23 protein-coding genes are annotated in these 26,771 nt (G+C 66.8%); 9 read left to right on the top strand and 14 right to left on the bottom strand.

The genetic code is table 11. From position 1 onward, the window contains the following. On the top strand, positions 1–1,143 hold the full coding sequence (gene purM / locus KRR55_RS16115) for a phosphoribosylformylglycinamidine cyclo-ligase (RefSeq protein ID WP_217390192.1): 1,143 nt from the start codon (positions 1–3) through the stop codon (positions 1,141–1,143). 105 nt (positions 1,144–1,248) lie between these two features. Here the strand turns inward: purM and KRR55_RS16110 are convergent, their stop codons facing one another. Next, positions 1,249–2,202: a Sir2 family NAD-dependent protein deacetylase gene (locus KRR55_RS16110; protein WP_254456291.1), complete on the bottom strand. Its 954-nt coding sequence runs from the start codon at positions 2,200–2,202 to the stop codon at positions 1,249–1,251. Between the two features lie 143 nt (positions 2,203–2,345). Then, positions 2,346–2,573 (bottom strand): DUF3073 domain-containing protein, encoded by a 228-nt coding sequence (locus KRR55_RS16105; RefSeq protein ID WP_217390190.1) that lies wholly within the window; start codon positions 2,571–2,573, stop codon positions 2,346–2,348. A gap of 314 nt (positions 2,574–2,887) precedes the next feature. On the opposite strand from KRR55_RS16105, the gene KRR55_RS16100 reads away from it, so the two are divergent. Further along, positions 2,888–3,364, top strand: coding sequence for a septum formation family protein (locus tag KRR55_RS16100; RefSeq protein WP_217390188.1), 477 nt, complete (start codon positions 2,888–2,890; stop codon positions 3,362–3,364). A gap of 78 nt (positions 3,365–3,442) precedes the next feature. Here KRR55_RS16100 and clpB read toward each other — a convergent pair whose 3' ends face one another. The 4 genes from clpB to KRR55_RS16080 form a co-directional block, all read right to left on the bottom strand. Beyond that, complete coding sequence (gene clpB, locus KRR55_RS16095) at positions 3,443–6,034, bottom strand: ATP-dependent chaperone ClpB (RefSeq protein WP_217390186.1); 2,592 nt, start codon at positions 6,032–6,034, stop codon at positions 3,443–3,445. Between the two features lie 162 nt (positions 6,035–6,196). Next, positions 6,197–6,748, bottom strand: coding sequence for a YceI family protein (locus tag KRR55_RS16090; protein ID WP_217390184.1), 552 nt, complete (start codon positions 6,746–6,748; stop codon positions 6,197–6,199). A gap of 304 nt (positions 6,749–7,052) precedes the next feature. Continuing rightward, positions 7,053–7,520: a VOC family protein gene (locus KRR55_RS16085; protein ID WP_217390183.1), complete on the bottom strand. Its 468-nt coding sequence runs from the start codon at positions 7,518–7,520 to the stop codon at positions 7,053–7,055. 295 nt (positions 7,521–7,815) lie between these two features. Further along, the gene (locus tag KRR55_RS16080) at positions 7,816–8,223 is read right to left on the bottom strand and encodes a YccF domain-containing protein (RefSeq protein WP_217390181.1); all 408 of its coding nucleotides are present in this window, start codon (positions 8,221–8,223) and stop codon (positions 7,816–7,818) included. Positions 8,224–8,512: 289 nt separating this feature from the next. Between KRR55_RS16080 and KRR55_RS16075 the strand changes: the two genes are divergently transcribed. Then, positions 8,513–9,913, top strand: a complete 1,401-nt coding sequence (locus KRR55_RS16075) for a polysaccharide deacetylase family protein (RefSeq protein ID WP_217390180.1) — start codon at positions 8,513–8,515, stop codon at positions 9,911–9,913. A gap of 20 nt (positions 9,914–9,933) precedes the next feature. After that, a complete protein-coding gene (trmB, locus tag KRR55_RS16070) occupies positions 9,934–10,791 on the top strand; it encodes a tRNA (guanosine(46)-N7)-methyltransferase TrmB (protein WP_217390178.1) in 858 nt (285 codons plus the stop codon). A 54-nt stretch (positions 10,792–10,845) separates the two neighbouring features. Here trmB and KRR55_RS16065 read toward each other — a convergent pair whose 3' ends face one another. From KRR55_RS16065 to KRR55_RS16030, 8 genes are all read right to left on the bottom strand, one after another. Beyond that, positions 10,846–11,748, bottom strand: coding sequence for an alpha/beta hydrolase (locus KRR55_RS16065; RefSeq protein ID WP_217390176.1), 903 nt, complete (start codon positions 11,746–11,748; stop codon positions 10,846–10,848). Between the two features lie 36 nt (positions 11,749–11,784). Further along, positions 11,785–12,216, bottom strand: coding sequence for a heat shock protein transcriptional repressor HspR (locus KRR55_RS16060; protein ID WP_217390174.1), 432 nt, complete (start codon positions 12,214–12,216; stop codon positions 11,785–11,787). A gap of 98 nt (positions 12,217–12,314) precedes the next feature. Beyond that, positions 12,315–13,277, bottom strand: coding sequence for a DnaJ C-terminal domain-containing protein (locus KRR55_RS16055; RefSeq protein ID WP_217390173.1), 963 nt, complete (start codon positions 13,275–13,277; stop codon positions 12,315–12,317). 188 nt (positions 13,278–13,465) lie between these two features. After that, positions 13,466–14,026 (bottom strand): nucleotide exchange factor GrpE, encoded by a 561-nt coding sequence (locus KRR55_RS16050; RefSeq protein ID WP_217390171.1) that lies wholly within the window; start codon positions 14,024–14,026, stop codon positions 13,466–13,468. Between the two features lie 14 nt (positions 14,027–14,040). Then, positions 14,041–15,897 (bottom strand): molecular chaperone DnaK, encoded by a 1,857-nt coding sequence (dnaK, locus tag KRR55_RS16045; RefSeq protein WP_217390169.1) that lies wholly within the window; start codon positions 15,895–15,897, stop codon positions 14,041–14,043. Positions 15,898–16,239: 342 nt separating this feature from the next. Beyond that, on the bottom strand, positions 16,240–16,713 hold the full coding sequence (locus KRR55_RS16040) for a hypothetical protein (protein WP_217390167.1): 474 nt from the start codon (positions 16,711–16,713) through the stop codon (positions 16,240–16,242). A 302-nt stretch (positions 16,714–17,015) separates the two neighbouring features. Beyond that, positions 17,016–18,782: a DEAD/DEAH box helicase gene (locus KRR55_RS16035; protein ID WP_217390165.1), complete on the bottom strand. Its 1,767-nt coding sequence runs from the start codon at positions 18,780–18,782 to the stop codon at positions 17,016–17,018. A gap of 257 nt (positions 18,783–19,039) precedes the next feature. Beyond that, on the bottom strand, positions 19,040–21,136 hold the full coding sequence (locus KRR55_RS16030) for an MMPL family transporter (RefSeq protein WP_217390346.1): 2,097 nt from the start codon (positions 21,134–21,136) through the stop codon (positions 19,040–19,042). Between the two features lie 158 nt (positions 21,137–21,294). Here KRR55_RS16030 and KRR55_RS16025 point away from each other — a divergent pair, with 158 nt between their 5' ends. The 5 genes from KRR55_RS16025 (at position 21,295) to KRR55_RS16005 (ending at position 26,739) form a co-directional block, all read left to right on the top strand. After that, positions 21,295–21,759, top strand: coding sequence for a MarR family winged helix-turn-helix transcriptional regulator (locus tag KRR55_RS16025; protein WP_217390163.1), 465 nt, complete (start codon positions 21,295–21,297; stop codon positions 21,757–21,759). A 163-nt stretch (positions 21,760–21,922) separates the two neighbouring features. Next, positions 21,923–23,413 carry a glycoside hydrolase family 1 protein gene (locus KRR55_RS16020; RefSeq protein ID WP_217390161.1) on the top strand — a complete coding sequence of 497 codons (1,491 nt, stop codon included), beginning with the start codon at positions 21,923–21,925 and terminating at the stop codon, positions 23,411–23,413. Between the two features lie 52 nt (positions 23,414–23,465). Then, a complete protein-coding gene (locus tag KRR55_RS16015) occupies positions 23,466–24,086 on the top strand; it encodes a LysE family transporter (RefSeq protein ID WP_217390159.1) in 621 nt (206 codons plus the stop codon). 111 nt (positions 24,087–24,197) lie between these two features. Then, a complete protein-coding gene (locus KRR55_RS16010; protein ID WP_217390152.1) occupies positions 24,198–24,707 on the top strand; it encodes a low molecular weight protein-tyrosine-phosphatase in 510 nt (169 codons plus the stop codon). After that, positions 24,697–26,739 carry a chorismate-binding protein gene (locus tag KRR55_RS16005; protein ID WP_217390150.1) on the top strand — a complete coding sequence of 681 codons (2,043 nt, stop codon included), beginning with the start codon at positions 24,697–24,699 and terminating at the stop codon, positions 26,737–26,739. The genes KRR55_RS16010 and KRR55_RS16005 overlap by 11 nt, the downstream gene beginning before the upstream one ends. The last annotated feature ends 32 nt before the right edge of the window (positions 26,740–26,771 follow it).

Below are 26,771 nucleotides of genomic sequence, written 5' to 3'. Positions count from 1 at the left end.
ATGACAAGTGCCACCCCTGAGAATTCCGGAATCACCTATGCTTCGGCCGGTGTCGATGTCGAGGCCGGTGACCGCGCCGTTGAGTTGATGAAGGGCGCCATCAAGGCCACCCACAACGCCAACGTCCTGGGCGGGGTGGGCGGCTTCGCAGGCCTCTACGACGCCTCGAAGTTCCTTTCCTACAAGAAGCCCCTGCTGGCCACCTCCACCGACGGCGTGGGCACCAAGGTCGCCATCGCGCAGGCCATGGACATCCACCACACCATCGGCCACGACCTGGTCGGCATGGTCGTCGATGACATCGTCGTGGTGGGCGCCGAGCCGCTGTTCATGACCGACTACATCGCCTGCGGCAAGGTCGTCCCGGAGCGCATCGCGGACATCGTCCGCGGCATCGCCGAGGGCTGCACGATCGCCGGCACCGCGCTGGTCGGCGGGGAAACCGCCGAACACCCGGGCCTGCTGGGCGAGCACGAATACGATGTCGCGGGTGCCGCCACCGGCATCGTCGAGGCCGACGGCCTGCTGGGCCCCGAGCGGGTCAAGGACGGGGACGTCATCATCGGCATGGCCGCCTCCGGCATCCACTCCAACGGCTACTCGCTGGTGCGCAGCGTCGTGGCGCACGCCGGCTGGGCGCTCGACCGCCACGTGCCGGAATTCGGCCGCACCCTGGGCGAGGAACTGCTGGAACCGACCCGCATCTACACCATGGACTGCCTGGACCTGATCCGCGCGTTCAACATCGACGGTGCCATCGACATCCACGGCTTCAGCCACGTCACCGGCGGCGGACTGGCAGCCAACCTGGCGCGCGTGCTGCCGCAGGGCCTGATGGCCACCGTGGAGCGCTCCACCTGGGCCCTTCCGCCGGTCTTCAAGGTCGTCGCCGAGCTCGGCGCGGTGCCGCAGCCGGACCTGGAGCGCACGCTGAACCTGGGCGTGGGCATGGTCGCCATCGTCGACGCCTCGGTCGCCGACGCGGCCCTCGCCCGCCTGAACGCCCGCGGCATGACCTCGTGGGTCATGGGCAAGGTCGGATCCGTCACCGACGAGGCCAAGGCCTCCGGACTGGACTACGTCCAGGGCGCCAAGGGCGTCGACGGCGGCGCCGTGCTGATGCGCGGCAACTTCGCCGGCTAACTTCCGCCGGGCTTAACAGCGTGAAGGACCGTACCCATGGGGTACGGTCCTTCACTGGTTTAACGCCGCCGGCAGGATGCTATCCAGGCAAACGGGGGCCCGCTGCTACATGGTCCGGCGCACGGCCCCGTCGACCGGAGCCTCCAGGATGGCCAAGGCCTCGGCGATGTTGCTTCGCCACCGGTAGTCGGCCTTGGCATCCCCCCGGGTGGGGCCGCCGTTGATCAGCCCGACCGGCTTGCCCGCGCTGCGGGCATCCAGGAGCAGCTTGTAGCCACTCATGACGGCCAGCGAGGAGCCGATCACCAACAGCGAGGTGGAGCGGGATTCGAGCTCCTTGAGCCGCACCTTGCGCTCGGGAGGGACGTTCTCGCCGAAGTAGACCACGTTGGGCTTCAGTTTCTGCGATCCGCAGACCAGGCAGCCGACCATGTGGAAATCGGCCACGTGGGCCTCATCCAGGGATACGTCGCCGTCGGGGTTCACCAGTGACGGATCCAGGTCGATGCGTTCAAGGTATCCGGGATTTGCCTCGTGCAGCCTCGCGTCGAGGCTCTGCCGGTTTTCCAGGGCGCCGCAGTCCAGGCAGCTGATCTGCTCCAGGTCACCGTGCAGGGCGATGACATTGAGCGAGCCGGCAGAGACGTGCAGCCCGTCGACATTCTGCGTGACGATCCCGCTGATCTTTCCCGTGGCCTCCCAGCGGGCCAGGCTGCGGTGGATCGGGTTCGGCGAGGCCATGGCCATGTGCCTCCAACCCACGAAGCTGCGGGCCCAATAGCGGTGCCGGGCGCTGGGCTCGTGCAGGAATTCCTGGTAGGTCATCGGCCGGTGGCGCAACAGCGAACCCTTGGGTCCGCGGTAGTCGGGGATTCCCGAATCGGTGGAGACCCCGGCGCCGGTGAGCACCAGGACGGAACCGGCTTCCAGCATCCGCCGGATTCCGGCTTCGGCAATGGCGGCGTCCTGCAGCGGGGCGTTCTCCCCGACCACGCGTTCGATTGAACGAATGGCCGCGCGGTGCGCCATCTGGATTCCGAGCCGTCCCTCGTGGAGCATCGGCGTCTACCTCGTTTTCCCGGGCATGGCAAAGGCCGCGGTCACCAACGCATCTTCTGCGTGGTGGCCACGGCTGCCGTTTTCACGTACTGGAAAAACCATAACCGCCGGTTTCCCGGCGGTCACTTCAGGGAGTCGGCGCATCAGCTGATGCGCCGTTGGTCGTCCTCGTCGTCATCGTCTGCGTACTTGTCTTCGTAATCCGAATAATCGGATTCGTAAGGTACGTCGACAGGGCTTGGTATCGAGGTGCTATGACCACGACTCTTCCCAAGCTCGCGTTCCAAGGCGGACAAATCAGTGGCCGGGGAGAAATACTTCATGTCCCTGGCCTGTCGTGTCGCTTTTGCCTTCTGACGGCCGCGCCCCATGGCGTGACCCCCTTTTTTCAGTAGATCTGGAGGTGGTCCACCTGTGTCAGGTGGAGGCCCCAGAATATGTGACTAATTCTTTCGTATTTCAAGGTTAACATGATTCGGCGGCGAGTGCCTGCCCGGAACCACCGTTCCGCCGGTAGAGTATTATTTTGTCCACCAAGTCGACTGCCAACCGCCCGGGAGCTTGCTTGCCTGATCCGCCACTGCCAGAGCCGAGGCCCGCGCTTCCGGCTCTTAGTGCCAAGTCACAGACGCGTTCGTGGTGGCGTGCCCCGGCATTTTGGGCCCTGATCGGCGCACTGGGAATCATGCTGATTGTCATCTATGGCGCCAACAGGTTTTTCGCCCCGGACACGGCACCGGCACCCACCACCGAGGTGAGCCGAAACGCATCGCCCGGGCTGGACGGAATCATTGCAACCGACGTCCCGGCCGACCAGTTGAAGGTCGGCGATTGCCTCCAGGGATTCACCGGCCCGCTGCAGACCTCGACCGTGGTGACCTGCCAAACAGCCCACAACGCCCAGCTCATCGGGACCTTCGCGATCGACGGGGAGACCTACCCCGGACCGGACGGAATCCTCGACCGCTCCGAGGAACTGTGCAAGTCGGTCCCGCTGGACCCGGCAGCTCCGCTGGACACCGGCTGGTCGTATCACTTCTCCCGCCCTTCCGAGTCGACCTGGGCGACCGGGGACCGGCTGGTGGCCTGCTTCCTGGCGCTGAACGAGGGAAGCGTGCGCCAGTCCATGCTTCCTGCCGAAACCGCCGTGCTGAACACCTGACGCCGGCTTCGGACACGGCGCTGCCGGCACCCGCAGCCGTGGTGGCGGCCCCGGGTGCCGGCAGGTTCCGCACCGGTGCTATCCCCGGCGCGAGGTGATGTTGAGCCCGTCGGCGGACTCGTTGACGCCAACCACCACGGTGTCCCCGTCCTGGATGGTTCCGGCCAGGAGCTCGCGCGCCAACCGATCCCCGATCTCGCGCTGCACCAGGCGGCGCAGCGGACGGGCGCCGAACGCCGGATCGAATCCGGTGAAGGCCAGCCAGTCGCGGGCGTCCTCGTCCACCTCGAGGGCCAGCCGGCGAGAGGCCAGCCGCCTGGCCAGGGCCTCGACCTGCAGGGCCACGATGGATCCCAGTTCCTCCAGGGAGAGCGCGTCGAACATGATCACGTCGTCCAGCCGGTTCAGGAACTCGGGCTTGAACGAGGCATTGACGAGGTTCATCACGGCCTCGCGCTTCGTGTCCTCCGCCAGCGTCTGGTCGACCATGAACTGGGACCCGAGGTTCGAGGTCATGATCAGGATGACGTTGCGGAAGTCAACGGTGCGGCCCTGCCCGTCGGTGAGGCGCCCGTCGTCCAGGACCTGCAGCAGGATGTCGAAGACCTCCGGATGGGCCTTTTCGACCTCGTCGAGCAGCACCACCGAGTAGGGACGGCGTCGCACCGCCTCGGTGAGCTGACCGCCCTCCTCGTAGCCGACGTATCCCGGCGGGGCGCCAACCAGGCGGGCCACGGTGTGCTTCTCCGAGTACTCGCTCATGTCGATGCGCACCATGGCACGCTCGTCGTCGAAGAGGAAATCGGCCAGGGCCTTGGCCAGCTCGGTCTTGCCCACGCCCGTGGGGCCCAGGAACAGGAAGGAACCTGTCGGGCGGTCCGGATCCGAGATCCCGGCCCGCGCACGGCGCACCGCGTCGGACACCGAGACGACGGCCTTGCGTTGGCCGATGAGCCGGCTGCCCAGGAACTCTTCCATGTGCAGCAGCTTCTGGCTTTCACCCTGCAGCATGCGGCCGGCGGGGATGCCGGTCCAGGCGGAGATGACCTCGGCAATGTCGTCGGCGGTGACTTCCTCGGCCACCATCAGCTCCTTGGCATCGCCCGCCTCCTCGGCCTGGTCGGCGTCGGCCATCTCCTTTTCCAGGGCCGGGATCTCCCCGTAGAGCAGGCGCGAGGCACCCTCGAGATCGCCCTCGCGCTGCATCTTCTCGGCGCGCGAGCGCAACTCGTCCAGGCGCACCTTGAGGTCGCCCACGCGGTTCAGTCCGGCCTTCTCCGATTCCCAGCGCGCATTGAGCGCATCGAGCTCCTCCTTCTTGTCGGCCATGTCGGCGCGCAGCGCCTCCAGGCGCTCGCGGGACCCCGGGTCGGTTTCACCCGCCAGGGCGAGTTCCTCCATGGTCAGGCGGTCCACCGAGCGGCGCAGGGCATCGATTTCCTCGGGGGCCGAGTCGATTTCCATGCGCAGCCGGCTCGCGGCCTCGTCGACGAGGTCGATGGCCTTGTCCGGCAGCTGTCGCCCGGCGATGTAACGGTCGGACAGGCCCGCGGCGGCCACCAGCGCCGAGTCGGCAATCGTCACCTTGTGGTGGGCCTCGTAGCGCTGCTTGAGCCCGCGCAGGATCGCGATGGTGTCATCGACGCTCGGCTCCCCCACATACACCTGGGCGAAGCGGCGCTCCAGCGCCGGGTCCTTCTCGATGTTCTGGCGGTATTCGTCCAGCGTGGTGGCGCCGATCAGGCGCAGCTCGCCGCGGGCCAGCATGGGCTTGAGCATGTTGCCGGCGTCCATTGCGCCGTCGGACGCGCCGGCACCCACGACGGTATGGATCTCGTCGATGAAGGTGACGATCTGCCCGTCGGATGCCTTGATCTCCTCCAGGACGGCCTTGAGCCGCTCCTCGAACTCGCCGCGGTACTTGGCGCCGGCAACCATGGAAGCCAGGTCCAAGGCGATCAACGTCTTGCCGCGCAGGGACTCGGGCACGTCGCCTGCGACCATGCGCTGGGCCAGGCCCTCGACCACCGCGGTCTTGCCCACACCGGGTTCGCCGATGAGCACCGGGTTGTTCTTGGTGCGGCGGGAAAGCACCTGGACGACGCGGCGGATCTCGGCGTCTCGCCCGATGACGGGATCGAGCTTGCCGGAACGCGCGATGGCGGTCATGTCGGTGCCGAACTTCTCCAGGGCCTGGAAGGTGTTTTCGGGATCCGGGTTGTTGACCTTGCGGTCACCGCGGATCGTGGGCAGCGCGGCATCCAGGGCCTGGCGGGTGGCACCGGCCTCGCGCAGGGCCTTCCCGGCCGCGCCGGTGTCCTCGCTCAACCCCAGCAGCAAGTGCTCGGTGGAGACGTAGTCGTCCCCGAGCGCCGCCGCCGCCTGCTGGGCACCCGTGATGGCCTGCAGGATGCCGCGGGAATACTGGGCCTGCGCGACGCTGCTCCCCGACGAGGTTGGCAGGGCCTTGATGGCGGCGCTGGCCAGGACCGAAACCTGGTCCGGGTCGATGCCGGCGGCCTTGAGCAATGCCACGGCCACCGATTCGCGTTGGTCAACGAGCGCCTTGAGCAAATGCGCCGGTTCCACCTGCGGGTTTCCCGCGGTGGAGGCGTTCATTCCCGACGCGGAGAGGGCTTCCTGGCTTTTGGTCGTCAATTTGGTGTCCACGCTCGTCCTTTCGTTGTTGGCTAATCACTCAAACTTGAGTCTACCTCACTCAACTATGGGTGCACGAGAATTATTCCTCCGGACACAACGCAGCGCCGGCAACTCCCGGAGGGTCGCCGGCGCTGCGCCTTGCGGATCGGTCACGGGCACCTTCCGCCCGGCCTAGGCTTCCTTGATGGCCGAGATCTCGAATTCGAGCAACACCCGCTCGGACACCAGGACCCCGCCGGAATCGAGCGCCTTGTTCCAGCTCACGCCGTACTCGCGGCGATCAATGCGGCGGCTGCCCTCAAAGCCCGCGCGCAGGTTCCCGAAAGGATCGGTCTCGACTCCGGTAAATTCCATGGGCACGGCAATCTCCCGGGTGGTGTCCTTGATGGTCAGCTCGCCATTGACGATGAAGCTGTTCTCGTCCACCTGGTCGATGCGCGTCGAGCGGAAGACGATGTCGGGGTATTTTGGCGCATCGAAGAAGTCGTTGGTGCGCAAGTGCTGGTCGCGGTCCGCATTGCGCGTGTCCACGCTGGCCACTTTCACCGTCATCTCAACGCTGCTCTTGCCGACATCCTCCGGGTCGACGTGGATGCTTCCCTCCACCTCGTTGAAGGCGCCGCGCACCTTCGTCACCATCGCATGGCGGGCGTTAAAGCCGATGCGGGTGTGCCCGGGATCAAATCTCCACGTCCCCGCGTAGGCTGGATCGAGCTGGGTCATCATTCCCCCTCGGGTGCAGTACGAGTCGCCTAGTCCCCCCCGGCTGATGCTTACACTACCAATGCATTGGCCAGCAGTCTCCGGTAGTACCTGATGATTTTTGGTGGATTTGCAGCTCATTCCCGGCATCCCGGCAACCGGCGGCGTTGCCGCGGCCCCATGTGGCAGGCCATAGCCCCATCCAGGCATTACACGGCCGTGCGAGGTCGCCGCGACACGCTTCGGAAAGGGCACCGACTGAGATACCCGGGGCGAGCTATTGAACGGGATGATCCTCGACTCCACCGACTCGACGCATACGCGGCTATCCCCTGGCGGCGGCCTCAAGGACTGCGATATCCAGCTTCTTCATGGGCATGAATGCCTCGGTCACGCGACGGGAAACCTCCGGATCTGGATCGCCGAGCAATTCGACCATGCGCACCGGAACCACCTGCCAGGACACGCCAAAGCGGTCTTTCAGCCATCCGCACTGGCTTTCCTCTCCCCCGGCGGTGAGCTTGTCCCAGAAGTAGTCGAGCTCAACCTGGTCCTCGCACATGATCTGGAACGAGATGGCCTCGTTGAACTTGAACAGGGGCCCGCCGTTCAGGGCAACGAAAGGGCGCCCGTCGAGACTGAATTCCACGGTGAGCGGCTCGTTCGTCGGGTTCCCCTCCGTGTCCAGGTCGAGTTGGGAGACAATTCGGGAATTCGGAAAAATTCCTGTGTAGAACCGGGCTGCTTCCAGCCCCTGTCCGTCAAACCACAGGCAGTTAATCAGGTCTTTCATAAGGTGGCCTCATCCGGTAGGCGTTGGGCATTGATTCCGACACCCAAAGACTAGAAATCGCTCGGCCAAGATGCAAGGTTTCGATGAGACCCAACAAAAGGGCCTTGCCGGCAGGCAGGGAATGGCGGGTATCTTCCATATGGGGCACCACCCCTGTTTCACGGGCGCTTTGGATGAGGCACTGCCCCGGATGACGCGGGCACCTTGACGGCAATGCGGGCGGCACGGATATTCGGGGTGAAAACCCGCCGTCCCATGGCAGTGGACCTCGGCAATGGCAGGCCGCGCGATCGGCCTAGCGTGACATTGGCATGTATTGGCTGCTCGGAACGATTTCCTTGCCCAGCGGCATGAGGGAAATCGGGATCATCTTCAGGTTGGCGAGGCCCAGCGGGATGCCCACGATGCTCACGAACATGGGGATTGCGGTCAGCACATGGCCGATGGCGATCCAGATGCCGGCCACCAAGACCCAGATGACATTTCCTATGGTTGAAAACGCACCTACTCTGCCGCGGTCCACCACGGTGCGCCCGAACGGCCAGAGCGCGTAAAGGGCAATGCGGAATGATGCAATTCCGAAGGGGATCGTGACAATGAGCAGGCAGCAAATGATGCCGGCCAGTACATAACCGGCGGCCAGCCAGATGCCGCCAAAAACAAGCCAGATGACGTTCAGGACCACGGAGAGAGTGTTTCGCATACCTCAAGTCTCTCCCACGGACCGGGGGCGCACCATGGGGTATCACCCTGAGCGAGCCCCCAGATGTTTGATAACGCTTTCTAACGATTCGTGCAGAAGCCCCCGGGGATTCGATTGGCGCACGCCAAACGGGCAAGATTATTGGATGCCGTCTGCGTTAGGTCAAAAATCTTCACTGCTCATCTCCGGAATCCTCTGCACCGTTTTCCTGGCAGGCTGCGCACCGATACCCGGATCGCCCCAATTCCCGTCGGCCCCGTCTCACGATTCCGGCGCCGCTTCTTCCGCGATGGACCGCCAGAACACCGACTCGCTGCCAATTTCGCTGGTGCCTGATTTGGAGGTTGTGGCGCAATCCGACGAACACCGGCGCATCTACACAAGGCATTTCGAGGTGCCCTCGGTCCCGGAGGCAACCCGGGTTCAGCGAGAACTGGTGAAGGACGAAGTCGAAGCCTTCAAGGGCGCAAACGTTCCAGACGTATCCACCGGCACTTTCCCCGTGGCGGAACTGAATTTGCGCAGCCACCTCACTGCCCTTTCCGGCCAGGTAATGGCCATCAGGGTCAATACCTACGAGTCATCGGGCACCGGCGGCGGGACGAGATACCTGACGCAGTGGTTCGCTCTGGGCGGCCCACGCGTCCTGGGAACCAGGGACCTGTTCGACAGCGACGATGACTGGGCGGAATTCAAGGAATTCGTTCTCCAGGCCGCGACCAGCGACACACTGGTCCTCACCGGGAGCCTCCGCGAGCTGGACGATTCCCTGCTGGACTCGGTGAACTTTGATGCGCAGGGCAACGCGTTGGTTGAGTTCGACGACAACAGTCTGGGCGCGGGCACCATCGGTCCCGTCACCGTGACGGTTGCGGCCGAACAGGTCTCGGCCCTGCTCTCGGACTTCGGCGCGTTGGCCCGCACCGCGTCGATGTCCCCGAGCCCACGGATCCAGCCGGGCCAATCGCAGGACGCCGTTGCACCCGAGGCCGGACGCTCCCGGTCCCAAGAGCCCGGCCCTCCATCGTCACGACGCGGCATCGACTGCCGGACGGAAAAATGTGTTGCCCTGACATTTGACGACGGACCGGGCCCGAAGACCGGGGCATTGCTCGATTCCCTGCGGCGGGGGGACGCGCCCTCCACGTTCTTTGTCACCGGCCCCAATGCCATGCTCCGCCCTGACATGCTGCAGCGCATGGCGTCCGAGGGACACGAGATCGGCAACCACACCTGGAACCACCGTTCGCTTACCTCACTGTCCTCGGCCCAGATCAGGAGTGAGATTGACCGCACCAACGACATGATCTCCCGGGCCGTCAACCAGCCGGCGACGTTGATGCGCCCTCCCTTCGGTGCGCACAATTCCATTAGCGACAGGCTGGCCAGCACCCCGGTCATCCTGTGGGACGTCGACACCTTGGACTGGAAGCACCGCAACACCGAAAAAGTGGTGGACGCCGCGATTAAGCAGACCAGGCCGGGGTCGATCGTGCTGATGCACGACATCCACCCCAGCACCGTCGCCGCCGTGCCGAGGATCCTTTCGGGCCTGAAGGACAAGGGATACACCTTTGTCACCGTCACCGAGCTCATGGGGCCCGCAGGTCTCGAGGCCGGGGAATCCTATGCCCACGCGCCGCGGCCGGCGAAGCTGGACAACTGGGAGACAGGGAAAGCCGGACGCTGAAGTTCGCTAACCTTAACTGCATGAGCCTTCCCCCAGAGCGCAAGATGCCGATTAGCGGCCGCGCCGTCGATGACCTCAGCTTTTACCAATCCGAACCCGTGTCTTTTGTTCGCCGCGGGAGCCGCTTGCACGGTCGTCGCGCCGACGCCTGGGAGCGGACGGCCAGCAAGTACATTATCGATCCCCCGCGGGACCGGACCGACACCTCGGTGGGCGAAGGCTTCACCTTCGATCCCCAGGAGATCTACGGCCGCCGGGCACCGCTGATCGTTGAGATCGGCTCGGGGCTGGGCGAGGCCATGGCCTTTGCCGCCAGCCGGAACCGTGAGACGGATTTCCTCGCGGTGGAGGTGTACCGACCCGGGCTGGCAGCGCTGATGGTGCGCGTGGAAAACAACGAACTGACCAACGTGCGCGCGGTGCAGGCAAACGCACCGGAGGCCCTGGACTCCATGCTCCCGGCAGGCTCCGCCTCCGAGATCTGGATCTTCTTCTCCGATCCGTGGCACAAGATCCGCCATCACAAGCGCCGGCTCATCAAGGACACGTTCCTGCCCAAGCTTGAACGAGTCCTGGAGCCCGGTGGGGTTGTTCGACTGGCCACCGACTGGTCCAACTACGCGGAGCAGATGCGCGATGTCTTTGACGCGTCACCCGCATTCACCAACCTGCACCCGGGCGAGCTGTCCGGCGAGGACAGCAATCTCACCAAGGTTCGCCGCCTGGGCCTGGAAAAAGACGACAAGGACCCGGGATTCATCGACGAACTCGGTGGCTGGGCACCGCGCTTCGAGGGCCGCACCCTGACCAGCTTCGAGGGCAAGGCGCTGAAAGCCGGACGCCTGATCTTTGACCTGGCGTACCGCAAGGCCCTGTAGGCACAACGATCGGCGGGGCGGTGTCGGGCCAGGGCACGGCGCCGCCCCGGGCCATTAAGGCAGGGGCGGCTGTCCGGTGGTGATCAGCGCAAGGTTGCGCAGCGAAAGCGTGCCGGGGTCCCGGTAGCCCCACGCCGGGGACAAGACATCGTCCCGGAACCGGGAGGTGTTGTGGCCCGTGGCCGCATGCAGTCCCAGCGCCGGTTCCGCGCCGACATTGAACCCGTGGCCGGAAAGCAGTTTGCGTCCGGAGAGCGTGCGACCGATCCACGCCAGGCAATCCCCCGCGGCGATGGCCTCGTAGATGTTCGGCTCCGGCACGTTGAGCCGGCCCGGCTCCCGGGAGACGTGCCGGGGAATCCCGGCCGAGCCGATCATGGCCAGCGCCTGCGCCCGGAGGCCGTACCCGGATTCCGCATCAAGCACCTGCGCTGCCAGCGTCGCCGCATAGGAGTGGGCCTCCACGGCCAGGTGGGGATTGTCGGGTCGCAGTCGGGCGAACGTGGCCAGGTCGTGCGCCAGCCGGTGCATGCCGCGCCGCGCGGCATGGTTCAGCAGGGCGCCTGCAAGGTTCGGGGTCCGATACCCCAGCCAGGCGACCACGGCGGGGTCGGGGACGCCGACCTTCCGCTGCTCCAGGTACAGCTGCCCGGCCTCGCGCACGCTGCCCCACAGGGCATTGCGGGCCCGGATCCCGGTCCCGGAGAGCTGGAACGTGACGTGGGTGGCGGTGTCCAGGTCGCCGACGGCTATGGCTGCCAGCGGCTCACGGGCGGAAAGGTCGAGGTAGAGCAATCGGCGGGCTGGGATGGCCGGATCCATGGAGCCGGGGCGCAGCGCATGTGCGGTGCCGTCCAGGCCCTGGCGGTGGGTCCTGCCCAGCCTGCCGCGGATTGCACACAATGCCTCGAAGCGGTCGTGTGCCTCGGCGGCGAGCCGGGCGTAGCCCTCACCCATGGGTCTTGATGCTTCCACGTGGGGGGTTCACGGCGGCTATTTGCCCCGCGGCTTCCACACCACCACGGCCTGGCTGCGGCCGCGCGGTCGTTGGCCCCGGGCCAGGGACACCACATCGCCGGTGCTGCCGGCGGCAAAGACTCGTCCGAGCCCGGCGGCCTGGTGGGCGCTGCGCAGGGCGAAGACCTCGTTGCTCAGTTCCCCGACCCGGGAACGCAGCGCGGCGACCTGGTTTTCCAGAGCCAGGATGCGCTTGATGCCCTCCAGGGAGACCCCGTCCTTGGACAGCCGCTGGATTTCACGTAGCAGCTCCACGTCGTGTTCGGAGTACCTGCGCTGCTTGCCGCCTTGGCGCGAGGGCGAGACCAGACCCAGGCGGTCATATTGGCGCAGCGTCTGGGGGTGCATGTCGGCCAGATCGGCTGCCACTGAAATGACGAAGATCGGCCTTAGTCGGTCATTGCCCATGATCCCTGCCTTTCAATCGTTTTCATCCACCGTAGCCAACTTCTTGGTAAGCCGAAGCGCCCCGTGCCGCTGGTGGGCGGCACGGGGCGTCACGGTGATTAGAGCGTTGCGCGCGCGAGCAGTCCCTCGCGCGGGTTCTCTGCCTTGGTTGCCTCCGCGAACGCCTCGACGGCCGCCTTGGCTTCCTTGGAGAGGTTCTGCGGAACCACCACGTCCAGGGTTACCAGCAGGTCACCCGTGGCCTTGGAGGTTTTCACGCCGCGTCCCTTCAGGCGCAGGGTGCGGCCATGTGAGGAGCCGGCCGGGACCTTCAGCTTGACGCTCTCGCCGGTCAGCGTGGGAACCTCGATCTGCCCGCCGAGGGCTGCCTCGTCAAAAGTCACCGGCACATGGATCCGGATGTTGTTGTCCTCGCGGATGAAGAACGGGTGCGGCTTGACGCTGACCTTGACGATCAGGTCCCCGGCGCCGGCGGCACCGGGCGCACCCTTCCCGCGGACGCGGACCGATTGCCCGTCCTTGATCCCTGCCGGAATCCGCACGTCGATGACCTCGCCGTTGGCCTCGCGCAGGCCGATGGTGGTTCCCTTCATGGAACCGGCGAAGGAGATCGTGGTGCTGGCTGTCCGGTCGGCGCCCTTGCGCGGTGTCTGCTGGCCAAAGCCGCCGAAACCGCCGCCCCCGAAGAGGTCTGCAAAATCCGGTGGCATCTGGCTGCCGCCGCCGCGGCGAGAGCCCCCGGTGTTGAAAAGGTTGGAGAAGACATCCTCGAAGCCGCCGTTGTCCGGTGCTCCGCCGTGACCGCCGGCACTGAACCGGGCCCCCGAGCCCATGGCGCGGATGGCGTCATACTGCTGGCGGTCCTCCGGGTCCGAAAGCACCGAATGTGCCTCGGTGATGTCCTTGAACCTTCGCTCGGACTCGGAATCGCCGGAGTTGGTGTCCGGGTGGTACTTGCGCGCCATCTTCCGGTACGCCTTCTTGATGTCCGCGTCGCTGGCGTCCTTGGAGACGCCAAGAATGGCGTAGAAATCTTTGTCGACCCAGTCCTGGCTTGCCACCGGGCGCCTCCTTTGCTGTAAAAATCCTTGTGGCTCACCCGCCGATCTGTCGTGGCGGGGAGAAATCCGTGATGTGGTGTCCACCAAGTATGCGGCGGATCGCCGGTTCCATCACTGGAAACGCTGCGAGCCGCCGCACCTTGGTGGGGGTGCGGCACCTGCATTTCTGCAGGTGCCGCCGTTGGTGACTATTCCCCGAGGGAGACGATCACCTGGGCCGCGCGGAGGATGCGCTCACCCTTCTTGAACCCCGGGCGCAGGACCTGCGCCACGTGGTCCGCCGGGATCTCGGCGTGCGGCTGCTGGATCAGTGCCTCATGCACGTTCGGGTCGAACTCCACGCCGGCCTCGTTGATGCGCTGAAGGCCGAGGCCCTCGAGCACCGCGTCGAGCTTGTTCGCGATCGAGGCGAACGGCCCGTCGACCAGGTCGCCGTGCAGGCGGGCCGCGTCGATGTCATCGAGGACCGGCAGCAGGTTGGTGATGACCGACTGGACGGCGACCTCGCGCGCCACGTCCCGGTCGCGCTCGACGCGCTTGCGGTAGTTGACGTATTCGGCCTGCAGGCGCAACAGGTCGTCGCGCAATTCGGCTTCCTTGTCGCTGACCGGGGTTTCTTCCCCGGCCTCGCTGCCTGCCTCGTTGAGGATGGCTTCGGCCTGGCTCAACGCGTCACCCGAGTCGTGGGCTTCGTCAACGGGAGTGACCTCTTCCTTGGAGGCACCCTCGTCGTGAGTTTCCTCTGACATGGTCGATGCGCCCCTTACTTCTTGACGTTTTCGTCGTCTTCGTCGATGACCTCGGCGTCGACGATGTCTTCGTCGGCGTTCGGTGCCTCGGCGTCGTCGGCCGCTGCTGCGCCCTCGGACTGCGCCTGCGAGTAGATTGCCTCGCCCAGCTTGGTCTGCGATGCCTGCAGCTTCTCGAACGCGGCCTTGACCTCGTCGTCGTTGTCCTGCTTCTCCAGGGCTGCCTTTAGCGCGTCGACGTCGGCCTGGACCTCGGTCTTGACCTCCTCGGGCAGCTTGTCGGCGTTGTCCTTGATGAGCTTGTCGACCGAGTAGGCGGACTGCTCGGCGGCGTTGCGGGTTTCGGCTGCCTCGCGGCGGGCCTTGTCCTCGGAGGCGTGCTCCTCGGCTTCACGGACCATGCGCTCGATGTCGTCCTTGGACAGAGCGGTGCCGCCGGTGATGGTCATCGACTGCTCAACCCCGGTGCCCTTGTCCTTGGCCGAAACGTGGACGATGCCGTTGGCGTCGATGTCGAAGGTGACCTCGACCTGCGGGATGCCGCGCGGCGCCGGGGCGATGCCAGTCAGCTCGAAGGTGCCCAGCGGCTTGTTGTCGCGGGTGAACTCGCGCTCGCCCTGGAAGACCTGGATGGAAACCGAGGGCTGGTTGTCCTCGGCGGTGGTGAAGGTCTCCGAGCGCTTGGTCGGGATGGCCGTGTTGCGCTCGATCAGCTTGGTCATCACACCGCCCTTGGTCTCGATGCCCAGGGACAGCGGGGTGACGTCGATGAGCAGCACGTCCTTGCGCTCGCCCTTCAGCACGCCGGCCTGCAGTGCAGCGCCCACGGCGACGACCTCGTCCGGGTTCACGCCCTTGTTGGCGTCCTTGCCGGCCAGTTCTTTGACCAGGTCGACTACTGCGGGCATGCGGGTGGAGCCGCCGACGAGGATCACGTGTGCGATGTCCGCGACCTTCACGCCGGCTTCGGCGATGACGTCCTTGAACGGCTTGCGGGTGCGCTCGAGCAGGTCGTTGGTCAGTTCCTGGAACTTGGCGCGGGAAAGGTGCTCGTCCAGGTGGACCGGGCCGTCGGCGGTGACCGAGAGGTACTGCAGGGAGATGTTGGTGGAGGTGGCCGAGGAGAGTTCCTTCTTGGCCTGCTCCGCTGCTTCCTTCAGGCGCTGCAGGGCGATCTTGTCCTTGGACAGGTCGGCGCCCTTCTGCTTGGCCTGGGCCAGCAGCCAGTCAACGACGCGCTGGTCCCAGTCGTCGCCGCCGAGGCGGTTGTCGCCCGAGGTGGCGCGCACCTGGATGGTGGAGAAGTCGTCCTCGTCCTTGCCGACTTCCAGCAGGGAGACGTCGAAGGTTCCGCCGCCGAGGTCGAAGACCAGGATGAGCTCGTCTTCCTTGCCCTTGTCCAGGCCGTAGGCCAGGGCCGCTGCGGTCGGCTCGTTGACGATGCGCAGGACGTTCAGGCCAGCGATCTCGCCGGCCTCCTTCGTGGCCTGGCGCTCGGCGTCGTTGAAGTAGGCCGGAACGGTGATGACCGCGTCGGTGACCTTTTCGCCCAGGTAGGACTCGGCGTCGGTCTTGAGCTTCATCAGGGTACGTGCGGAGATTTCCTGCGCGGTGTACTTCTTGTCGTCGATGGCGACCGACCAGTCGGTGCCCATGTGGCGCTTGACCGAGGCGATGGTGCGATCGATGTTGTTCACGGCCTGGCGCTTGGCGATGTCGCCAACCAGGACCTCGCCGCTCTTGGCGAAGGCGACGACGGACGGGGTGGTGCGGTTGCCTTCGGCGTTTGCGATGACGGTGGGCTCGCCACCTTCGAGGACGGATACAACGGAGTTGGTGGTTCCGAGGTCAATACCTACGGCACGTGACATGGGGTGCTCCTTCATTACCTTGGGAAAATGAACCAACGTCCAAACCGGATTCAACCGGTTGAGCGTTCTGGACTCAAGTTTACTCGGCGGCAAATCGATGTCAATTCAAAGTTGAGTGGATATGGCTCAACTTTGCAAGAGAAGCGCTGATTGATGTCCGAAAAGCAGGAAAGTTCCCCGGAATTACGGGGAACTTGGAGTTTTCTGTGAAAGCCGTTCGCTGATAGAGATCGGCCGGTTCGGGCCTCATACTCCGCCGTGCCCCCCCTCGAGGCGCCGGTCCCGTGCGGGTATCGGCACCCGTGGTCGCCGGGGGCCCTCGACACCCCCGCGGCGGGCGGGTCAGCCGCCCAGGACCAGGTCCACTCCCAGGAAGGCGAGCAAGCCGAAGGTGGCGCCCCACAGGATGATGGAAATGATTTGCCAGAAGACGACTTTCTCCTTGGCGGCGCCGAAGGACACCAGCGCGGCGGAGGTGATCTGGCTGGGCAGGATGGTCTGCCCCAGGAGGCTGACGCCGGCGATGCCGTACTTCTCAAAGGCCGCGCGCAGCTTTACGTACTTCAGCGACGGGACCTCCCGTTCCCTGGCGATCTTCCGGCGCACGAGGTGGGCTCCGTTGACCAGCAGGAGCATGGAAGCAACGTTGCCCACGATCGCTGCGAGGATGGCGATCACCGGGTTAATGCCGATGACAACGCCGAGCGCCGCGCCGAAGTAGGACTCGATGAACGGAACGGCAGCCGCCAGCATCACGGCCAGCCACTGCAGGGCGGGAGGAAAATTGGACGTGAACTCCTGCAGTGATTCAATCAAGGCTGTCTCCAAGGTCGTGGGTGTAGTTGCCGCGCGTGCGGGCGTCCTCGGCGACAGGTAATTCGAGTCTTTCGGATCCTGCCGCGCTGATTCCCCAAGGTTATTGGACAGTCCCGCCGCCCCCGCGGATCCTAGGGATGATCTCCCGGGAACCGCAACCCGCCGGATTCAGACGAAGGGATGAAGCCGAAGGGATCCCCCTCATCCCTTAAAGCAGGCTGGGCCCGGGCCCACAACATTCGTTGTGAACCCGGACCCAGCCAATGGCTCAAGCCCTGCCGCGCGCGGCGGCGGGAATGGCCTTAGAAGTTGCGGCCGTTCGAGGCCGGCGACGAGGCGCGGCGCTGACCGCGTCCACGGCCTGCCCCGGTTGCTGCCTCGACCTTGGAAGCTCCCAGCGCTTCGGCGATGGTGTTGCCGCCGCGGGGGCGGGAACCGGCGCCGGAACCCTGGCGCTGGCCCGAGTTGTTGCGGGCCGCTGCCGAACCGCGGTTGGGTACTGCGCTGCGGCGGGCCACGTCGCGGTCGTCCTGGCGCACGTCGGTGCGGCGGTCGGCACGGTTGTCGGTGCGGCGTTCGCCACCGCGCGGAGCCGAGGCGCCGGCACCGCGGTTGTCGTTGCGGCGTTCCCCGCCACGGCCACCGGCAGCGGCGTAGCCACGGCCCTCGCCGCGGTTCTCGGTGCGGCGCTCTCCGCCGCGTCCGGCCGGGGCGTTGCCGCCACGGTTCTCGGTGCGACGCTCGCCGCGGTTTTCCTCGCGGCGCTGTCCCTCGCCTCCGGCGCTCTTGGCGGTGCCGCGGCCGCCGCGGCGGCGGCCGCGGCCGCCTGCTGCGTCCGAGTCGTTCAAGGTGTCCTTGCGGACGGTGGCGGTGCTGCGCAGCTGCGGTGCAACGTACGCAACCGGCTCGGCCCGCTCGCCGACGACGTCGGAAACGACCTGTGCGTTCGGGGTGACCTTGACCATCGGCACCTTCAGGCCCGCGGCCTTGAGCAGCGACTTCACGTCGCCCTGCTGGTCCGGGGTGGCGATGGTGACAACGGTGCCATCCGAACCGGCACGGGCGGTGCGGCCCGAGCGGTGCAGGTAGGCCTTGTGCTCTGCCGGCGGGTCGATGTGGACGACGAGCTCGACGCCGTCGACGTGCACGCCGCGGGCGGCGACGTCGGTGGCCACCAGCACGCGGGCGTCCCCGGCCGAGAACGCGGCCAGGTTGCGGTCGCGGGCGTTCTGGCTCAGGTTGCCGTGCAGGTCGACGGTCGGGATGCCGCACTTGGACAGCCACACGGCCATCTTCTTGGCGTGGTGCTTGGTGCGCATGAACATGATGCGGCGCCCGGCGCCCGAGGCCAGGGTGCGGACCAGTTCCTTCTTGTCGTCGTTGGACACCAGGAACACGTGGTGCTCCATGGTGTTCACGGCGGCGGTCGGGGCGTCGACCGAGTGAACGGTCGGGTTCTCGAGGTAGCGCTGGACAAGCTTGTCCACGCCGTTGTCGAGGGTGGCGGAGAAGAGCATGTGCTGGATGCCGCGGGGGGCCTGGTCCAGGATGCGCTTGACGACCGGCAGGAAGCCGAGGTCGGCCATGTGGTCGGCCTCGTCCAGCACGGAGATTTCCACGCGGGACAGGTCGGCGACGCGCTGCTTGAGCAGGTCCTCGAGGCGACCCGGGCAGGCGATGAGGATGTCAACGCCGGCGTTCAGGTCTTTTTCCTGGCGCAGCTGCGAGACGCCGCCGAAGACGACGGCCACGCGCAGGTCCACGGCCTTGGCCAGCGGCTCAACGACCTTGGCGATCTGGGTGGCCAGTTCGCGGGTGGGTGCCATGATCAGGGCACGCGGGAAGCGGGCCTTGCGCGGCTTGGGGTTGGCGGCCAGGCGGGCGACCACCGGAAGGGAGAAGGCAAGGGTCTTGCCCGAGCCGGTCTGGCCGCGGCCGAGCACGTCTCCGCCGTTCAGGGTGGTGGGAAGGGTGGCTTCCTGGATGGGGAATGCGCTCTCGATTCCCTGCGACGCGAGGACGTCGGCGAAGGTTGCGGGCACGCCAAGGGAAGTGAATGAAGGACTCACGTGGTACTTTCTCTCAAAGCTTCGCACGACGGTTTCGGCGCGCGTGGTCGCCGAAGAAAGAGAGAGCCAAGATGGCGCTAGGCGCACATCGACCGGCCGCAAGTGTCTCCCGCGAGGGGAAACGGATCAGGCGGCGGATCGGGAAATCCAGTCTGTCGACGCATAGACCCTCGGATTGCAAGCAGAGTGCTCGCACCTTACCGATCTACAAGTATCCAGCTTAGCAGTACCCGGCCCGCCGCCGAACGAGAGATCCGTTACCTTGTGCGTCCCAGCTTGCTTGGCCACCAAACCTTCGGGCCGATGTCGCGGACCAGCGCCGGAACCAGCAGGGACCGCACGACCAGGGTGTCGAGCAGCACGCCGAACGCCACGATGAAGCCCAGCTGCACCAGGAACATGATGGGGATGATGCCCAGGGCCGCGAAGGTGGCTGCCAGCACCACGCCCGCGGAGGTGATCACCCCTCCGGTGACGGCCAGACCGCGCAGGACCCCCGAACGCGTCCCGTGGTCCAGGGATTCCTCCCTGACCCGGGTCATCAGGAAGATGTTGTAGTCCACACCCAGCGCCACCAGGAACACGAAGCCAAAGAGCGGAACCGAGGGGTCTGCTCCGACGAAGTTGAAGATGCCGTTGAAGACCCAGGCCGAGACGCCCATGGCCGTCCCGTAGGACAGCAGGGTCGTGGCCACCAAGAGCACCGGGGCCAGGATCGAACGCAGCAACAACATCAGGATGAGTAGGATGGCGCCGAGGATCAGCGGGATGATCTTGACCAGGTCCGCCTGCGCGGTGGTCGCGGTGTCGCTCAGGGTGGCGGTGGTTCCGCCGACCAATGACGCGGCGTCCTGCTGGTGCAGCAGCTCCCGCAGGTCAACCAGCGTGGCCTTGGCCGCATCGGAGTCGGCGGCGTCGTCCAGGGTGATTGACATCAGGATGCGGCCCTCGACGACCTGGGGATCCCGGCCGGCTTGTGACAGCGCGGGCCCGCCGTCCGCGGCCTGGAGGTAGGCCGAGGCCACCCCGTCGGCATCCCCGACGGTGTCCAGGAGTCCGCTCGCCTTGGCTTCATCGACGATGGCAAACAAGGGGCTTCCGGTTCCTCCCGGGAAGTGTTCTCCCAGGACGACCTGCCCGTCGCGGGAATCGGTTTGGCCCAGGACCAATTCGCTCTGCGGCACACCCGAGGCCTTGAGCTGGGTCATGCCCAGCGCCCCGGCGGCCAGCACCAGCGCGGTGAGCACCCAGATGGGTCGGGGATGGCGGCCGACAAATCCGGCGACGCGTCCCCACAGGCCAGCGGGCAACGCCTCGGGGGCCAGCTGGAGCTCCGGCTTGGGCATGAATGGCCAGTAGGCCTTCCTGCCCAGCAGCGCCAACGCGGCTGGCAGGAAACTCAGGGCGGCAATGATGGAGAAAACGATGCCGCTGGCTCCGATGGGCCCCAGCGCCTTGTTGGAATTGAGGTCCGAGAAGAGCAGGCACAGCAGGCCGACCGTCACGGTGCCGCCGGATGCCAGGATCGGTTCCACGGAGCGCTTCCACGCCGTTGCGGCAGCCGCCCAGCGGTCCTGCCCGCCGGAGAGGGCTTCCCGGTGCCTGGCCACCAGCAGCAGCGAATAGTCGGTCGCCGCACCGATGACCAGGATGGACAGGATGCCCTGACTTTGCCCGTCGAGGCGGATCCATCCCTCCTTGGCCATGAAGTAGACGGCCAGGATCGCCGCACAGAGCGCGGCAACGGCAGTGAACAATACCGTGAGCGGCAGCAGGACCGACCGATAGACCAGCAGCAGGATCAGGAAGACCGCACCGAGGGCCACGCCCAGCAGCACGCCGTCGATTCCGCCAAAGGCCTCGACCAGGTCGGCACTGAAGCCGGCCGGGCCGGTGACATGGGCGCGGGTGCCGTCGGGGACGAGGGAGTCGAGCTCTGCCCGCAGGGCCTTGACGGCGTCCTCGACCTCGCCGCTGCCATCCAGCGGAACGAGCAACTGGGCGGCCAGTCCGTCTTCGGAGGCGAAGGGGCCGACAATGTCGCCGTCCAGTCCGTCCAGGTTCTTCAGCGATGCCGCCAGTGCCTTGATTTCCCCTTGGTCGATCGCCGATTCGCCGGCTATCACCACCACGGCGGGGATGGCGTCGGAGGTGCGGAATTTCGACTGCCATTCAAGGGCCCGGGTCGCCTCGGCAGTGGCCGGCAGGAACGCCGCCTGGTCGTTGGTCTGCACCTCGCCGAGTTTGCCGAAGGTCGGCCCGCCAACTCCGGCGACGCCCAGCCAGAGGGCGACCAGCACCACGGCAAGCACCGCGCGGAAGACTGCCTTGCCCGTTCCGGGCCGGGGATTCATTCCCCGCCGGGCCGGGCCCGTCCCGGCCTCCATGACTTGATTTCCCACGATCCAACCCCTCGTTGTGCGGGCGGCCTTGCGCCCACCTGCCATTACGTCTCCATCAAAGAGTATTTCCATAATGGAACTATTTCAAGTGGCGGCATAGAATGGTCACCATGGATCCCGCCGCCGCCTTCGAACTCGTCCTGCTACTTCAGCAGTTCGGCCAGGCATCGGACCGCTACGTCGAATCCACCGGGACCCGGCACAAGACCCACCGCACGGATATGAACGCCCTGGCCGTCATCATGCGCTTCGAACGTGCAGGAAACCCTCCGACCCCGGGCGACCTCTCGCGGACCCTGCAACTTAGTTCGCCGGCCACCAGCGCCATGCTGGACCGGCTCGAGCGCGTGGGCCACATCGAGCGCCTGCGCATCGACAGGGACCGCCGCGTGGTCCGGATCAAGATGACCCCGAAGGCGCAGGCCGACGGGCGTGCCATGTTCGCGCCCCTGGCGGCGAGCATGATGGAGGTCATTTCCACCTACACCGACGAGGAAGTGAAGCTGGTTTCCCGCTTCATGGCCGACGCGGCGGCCGGCGTGGACAGGGCACGGCACGCCGCGGAACACCCCTAGCCGCGCTCCCCGGCGAGCGCGGCACGGGCGCAGGTCCCGGAAAGGGCTCCTCCCCCCGGCCCTGCCCGCCGCCTCTGGCCCACAGCGGCGATTCGCACTAGGCTCGTGGCAACCGTCGGCCGAACGCTGGTGCGTTCATGATCGTTGAGGACCAGTCCCCGCCATGACCGAACTCCCCACCACGGGCACGCCCCGTTCCCTTGCCGCCGGATTCGATTCAACGCGCACCCTGGAGTTTCCGCCCGGATTCCGCTTCGGCTCCGCCACCGCGGCGTTCCAGATCGAGGGCGCCGCCCACGAGGAGGGCCGCGAGGATTCCATCTGGGATGCGTTTTGCCGGGTGCCCGGCGCCGTCTTCGGGGGGCACGACGGATCGATTGCCGCGGACCACTATCACCGGATGCCGCAGGATGTGGCGCTCATGGCCGAGCTCGGACTGGACACCTACAGGTTCTCCACTTCCTGGGCGCGCATCAAGCCCGGGGACCGGGCACTGAACCCGCGGGGACTGGACTTCTACTCCCGGCTGGTCGACGAGCTGCTGGGGGCCGGGATCGCCCCGTGGCTCACCCTCTACCACTGGGACCTGCCCCAGGCCCTGCAGGAACGCGGCGGATGGGCGAACCGCGACACCGCCTACCGCTTCGCCGACTACGCCCTGGAGGTGTTCGAGCACCTGAAGGACCGCGTCGGCCAGTGGACCACGCTGAACGAACCGTGGTGCTCGTCCTTCCTCTCCTATGCCGGCGGCGAGCATGCCCCCGGGCACACGGACCCGGCCGAGGCGGTGGCGGCCGCGCACCACCTGCTGCTGGGGCACGGGCTGGCCACCACCGCCATGCGGGAGGTTGCGGGCAAGGAACACCGGCTGGGGATCACGCTGAACTTCACCGTGGCCGACCCGGCGGACCCCGCGAGCGGGTCCGATGTCGATGCCGCCCGGCGGGTGGACGGCGCCTTCAACCGCATCTTCCTCGATCCGATTTTCCACGGCCAATACCCGGCGGACGTGCTCGAGGACATGGCCGGGGCAGGCCTGGAGCGGCACATCCGGGGCAACGACCTGGAGGTCATCGCGGCCCCCCTCGACGTGCTGGGCGTGAACTACTACAACGGGGAACTGGTCGCCTCGGGCGCGCTGCCGCCGGCGACCGCCGCGCCGCTGGTGTTCGCCTCAGAGCGGGGCCTGCCCCGCCGCTCCCCGATCGTGGGCGGCGAGCACGTCAGCAGGGTCTCGCGCGGGCTGCCGCGCACGGCCATGGACTGGGAGGTGCAGCCCGAGGGGCTGGAACGGTTGCTGCTGCGCCTGCAGGAGCTGTACACCGGCCCGGCCGGCATCCCCATGGTGATCACGGAGAACGGGGCCGCCTACGACGACGTTGCGGACGCGGCGGGCTTCGTGGATGACTCGGCGGACCGGCTGGCATTCATCGATGCCCACCTGCGCGCCACCCACCGGGCCATGGAGAAGGGCGCGGATGTGCGCGGGTACCTGGTGTGGTCGCTCATGGACAATTTCGAGTGGGCCTTCGGCTACGACAAGCGCTTCGGGATCGTGCGGGTCGACTACGACACCCAGGCCCGCATCCCCAAGGCCTCCGCCCGCTGGTATGCGCAGGTTGCGGCCTCGCACCGCCTGCCGGCCCGTCCCTAGCGTCGGTTTCCGCATGCTCCCGGCTGCCGCCGGGCTGCCCTAAACTTGAGCGGTGACTCTTTCCCTCTGGCTCTCGCTCCTTGGCGCCTCGACGCTGATCAGTTTCACCCCGGGCGCCGGGGCAATCAACACCATGACCAACTCGCTGAACTCCGGCTTCCGCCGCTCCATGTGGGGAATCCTGGGCCAGCAGGCGGCGCTTCTGGTGCACGTGGTCGTCGTCGCGGCAGGCGTCGGGCTGCTGGTCTCCCGTTCGCCGATGGCCTTTACCGCGATCCGCTACGCCGGCGCCGCGTACCTGGTGTACCTGGGCGTGCGGCTGATCCTGGCCAGGCCGCAGGGGGCGGAGGAGATCGATGTGAAGGGCCGCGAATCGGCGCTCGCGATGTTCCGGCGCGGACTGTGGGTCAACCTGCTCAACCCCAAGGCCATCGTGTTCTTCCTGGCCTTCACCCCGCAGTTCATCCGGCTCGATGCGCCCGCGCTGCCGCAATACCTCATCTTCATCGGAACCATTGTGGCGGTGGACATCGTGGTGATGTGGCTGTTCTTTGCCGCCTCGGCCAAGAGCTTCAGCCGCTTCACGGCCACCGCCCGCGGCCAGCGGATCCTGAACCTCGTCTTCGGCACGCTGTTCATCTTCGTCGCGGCCTTGCTGGTCTTCATCCACTAGGCCCCGCCCCCACACCGGTGGCACGCGCGCCCAAGGGCACAATCCGGTAACCATCGCCGCGAACCGTGTTTGGGCCTGTCACTAGGTGCGTAAGGGCCCTAGACTAAAACCATGTTCCGGATATTGACAGTGTGCACGGGAAACATCTGCCGCTCCCCCATGGCCGAGTACATGATTCGCACCGCCCTGGGCGATGCAGGAATCCTCGACGTCCTGGTCGAGTCCGCCGGCACCAGCGACGGCGAGGCCGGCCACGGGATCGACCCGCGGGCCGCCGCCATCCTGCAGTCCCACGGCATCAACGCCGAGGAGCACGTGGCGCGGGTCCTGGACGCCGACATGGTGACCGGCGCCGACCTGTTGCTGGCCATGGACCAGGAGCACCTCGCGGCGCTGGCCAAGATGCTGCCGGCCGATCCCTCGGCACCCCGCCCCGACCTGCGCATGATGCGATCCTTCGACACGACCCTGGCCTCGGCCCCGGTCGAGGGCCAGGGAATCTACGATCCGTGGTTTGGCGATTCGGCCGACTTCCGCCTGTGCTGGCAAATGGTCAACGCCGCCATCCCGGGAGTCCTCGACTACGTGCGCGCACACACCATGCCCCAACGTGGCAACTAGCCCCGTACTGGTCCTTGGCATCGACGGACGGTCCGGAGCGGGGAAGAGCACGCTGGCGGCGGAACTTGCCACCGCGCTGCGCCGCCACCGCGAAGTGGCCCTCTTCCACCTCGAGGACATCTACCCCGGCTGGGACGGCCTGCAGGCCGGCACGCACTCCTACGTCACCGACGTCCTGGCTCCCCTGTCCCGCGGCGAGGCAGCCGACTGGACCGGCTGGGACTGGGCGGCAGGCGCCCCCGGTCCGCGCGCCACGCTCGCCCCTGCCCCCGTGGTCATCATCGAGGGCGTAGGCGCAGGCTGCGCCGCCGCCCGCGGGTTGCTCGACGCCCTGGTGTGGGTCCAGGTGCCGGACGAAACGCGCAAGTCCCGGGCACTTGAACGCGACGGCGAGGTCTTTGCCGCGCACTGGGACCGCTGGGCGGCCCAGGAAGGGACCTACCTCGATGCCGATGACGTACCCGGGCACGCCAATGTGACCGTGGAAAACCGGGCCGACGGCAGCGCCCCGCACCACGTGCTGCGCGCGCTGATGTCGCTGTCCCGGTGCGCCTCGGCACTGGCCCCCGAACGCACCGAGTCGGCGGCCCAGGCGCCGGTGCACACGGCGCTGCCCGCGGCACCCGACGCCGCCGCGCTCTTCGAGGCGCTGTATGCCGGGAACGACCACGCGGTCCTGCTCGAATCCAGCAACCTGGGGTTCGCCGACCCGCGCCAACGCAACCGCTACTCCATCATGGCCGCTGCCACCACCGATCACTGCGCGGTCTATGAACACCGCGGCGGGGCGGGGATCCTGCGCGAGGGCACCGCGACCGCCAGGCTCACCGGCGGCTTCTTCGACTGGCTCGCCCGCAGCTGGGACGCCGCGGGCTTCCTGCCGGCGCAGGGCGACCTTCCCTTTGTTCCCGGCTGGCTGGGCTACCTGGGCTATGAGCTCAAGCGGGAAACCGGCGGCAGCGACGTCCCTCCCGCGCCGGGGGCTCCGGCAGCACCGGCGGATGCCGCGCTGATCAGGCCCTCCCAGGTGGTCGTCGTTGACCACCAGGCCTCCACGGTGCACCTGCTGGCCACCGCGGCCGCTGACGCCGAGGGCTTCTTCGACCGGGTCCGTCAGCTGCTGCCGCAGCTTCCCGCCGCCGTCCCCGTGCCCGCGCACCTGGAACCCGCCGCTGCCTTCACCCCGCACGATGACCGCCCCGCCTACCTGGGCAAGGTCCGTGCCGCGCAGGAACAGATCCGCCTGGGCAACAGCTACGAGGTCTGCCTGACCACGTCCCTGCGTGCGGACGCGGTGCCCTGCGACCCGTGGGAAAACTACCTGAGGCTGCGCGCGGCGAATCCCGCACCCTTCGCGCACTACCTGCGCTTTGGCGACATGGCCGCGGCCAGCACCTCCCCCGAGAGGTTCATGTCGATCGGTTCCGACGGCTGGATGCGTGCCGAGCCCATCAAGGGGACCAGGCCGCGCGGGGCAACGCCCGAAGCTGACCAGGCATTGATCGAGGAGCTGGCGTCCTCGCCCAAGGACCGCGCCGAAAACATCATGATCGTTGACCTGCTGCGCAACGACCTGTCGCATTTCGCCGATCCCCGCACCCTCTCGGTGCCGCGGCTGTGCGCGATCGAAAGCTATGCGACCGTTCACCAGATGGTCTCCACCATCGACGCCAGGTTGCGTCCCGGTGCACCGCGCGCCGAGGCCATTGCCGCGGCGTTCCCCGCCGGGTCCATGACCGGGGCGCCGAAGGTCTCCACCATGGAGATCCTCGATACCCTGGAGGACGGGGCAGCCCGCGGGCTGTATTCCGGTGCCGTCGGGTACTTTTCCGCCACCGGCGCCGCCGACCTTTCGGTCGTCATCCGCACCCTGGTCATGGTTCGCGGAGAGATCTCCGGGCGCTGGGACCTGTCCCTGGGCGTGGGCGGTGCGATCACCGCCGATTCCTCGCCCCAGGAGGAATGGGACGAGGTCCGCACCAAGGCCTTCGGTGTCCTCTCGGCCCTCGGCAGCGTCTTCCCCGGCAGCTAGCCGGCGCCCGACGGCGGGGGGCTCCCCGGGTG

Source organism: Paeniglutamicibacter quisquiliarum (assembly GCF_019084045.1).
Lineage (GTDB): Bacteria > Actinomycetota > Actinomycetes > Actinomycetales > Micrococcaceae > Paeniglutamicibacter > Paeniglutamicibacter quisquiliarum.
This window is presented reverse-complemented; position numbering and strand designations above follow the sequence as displayed.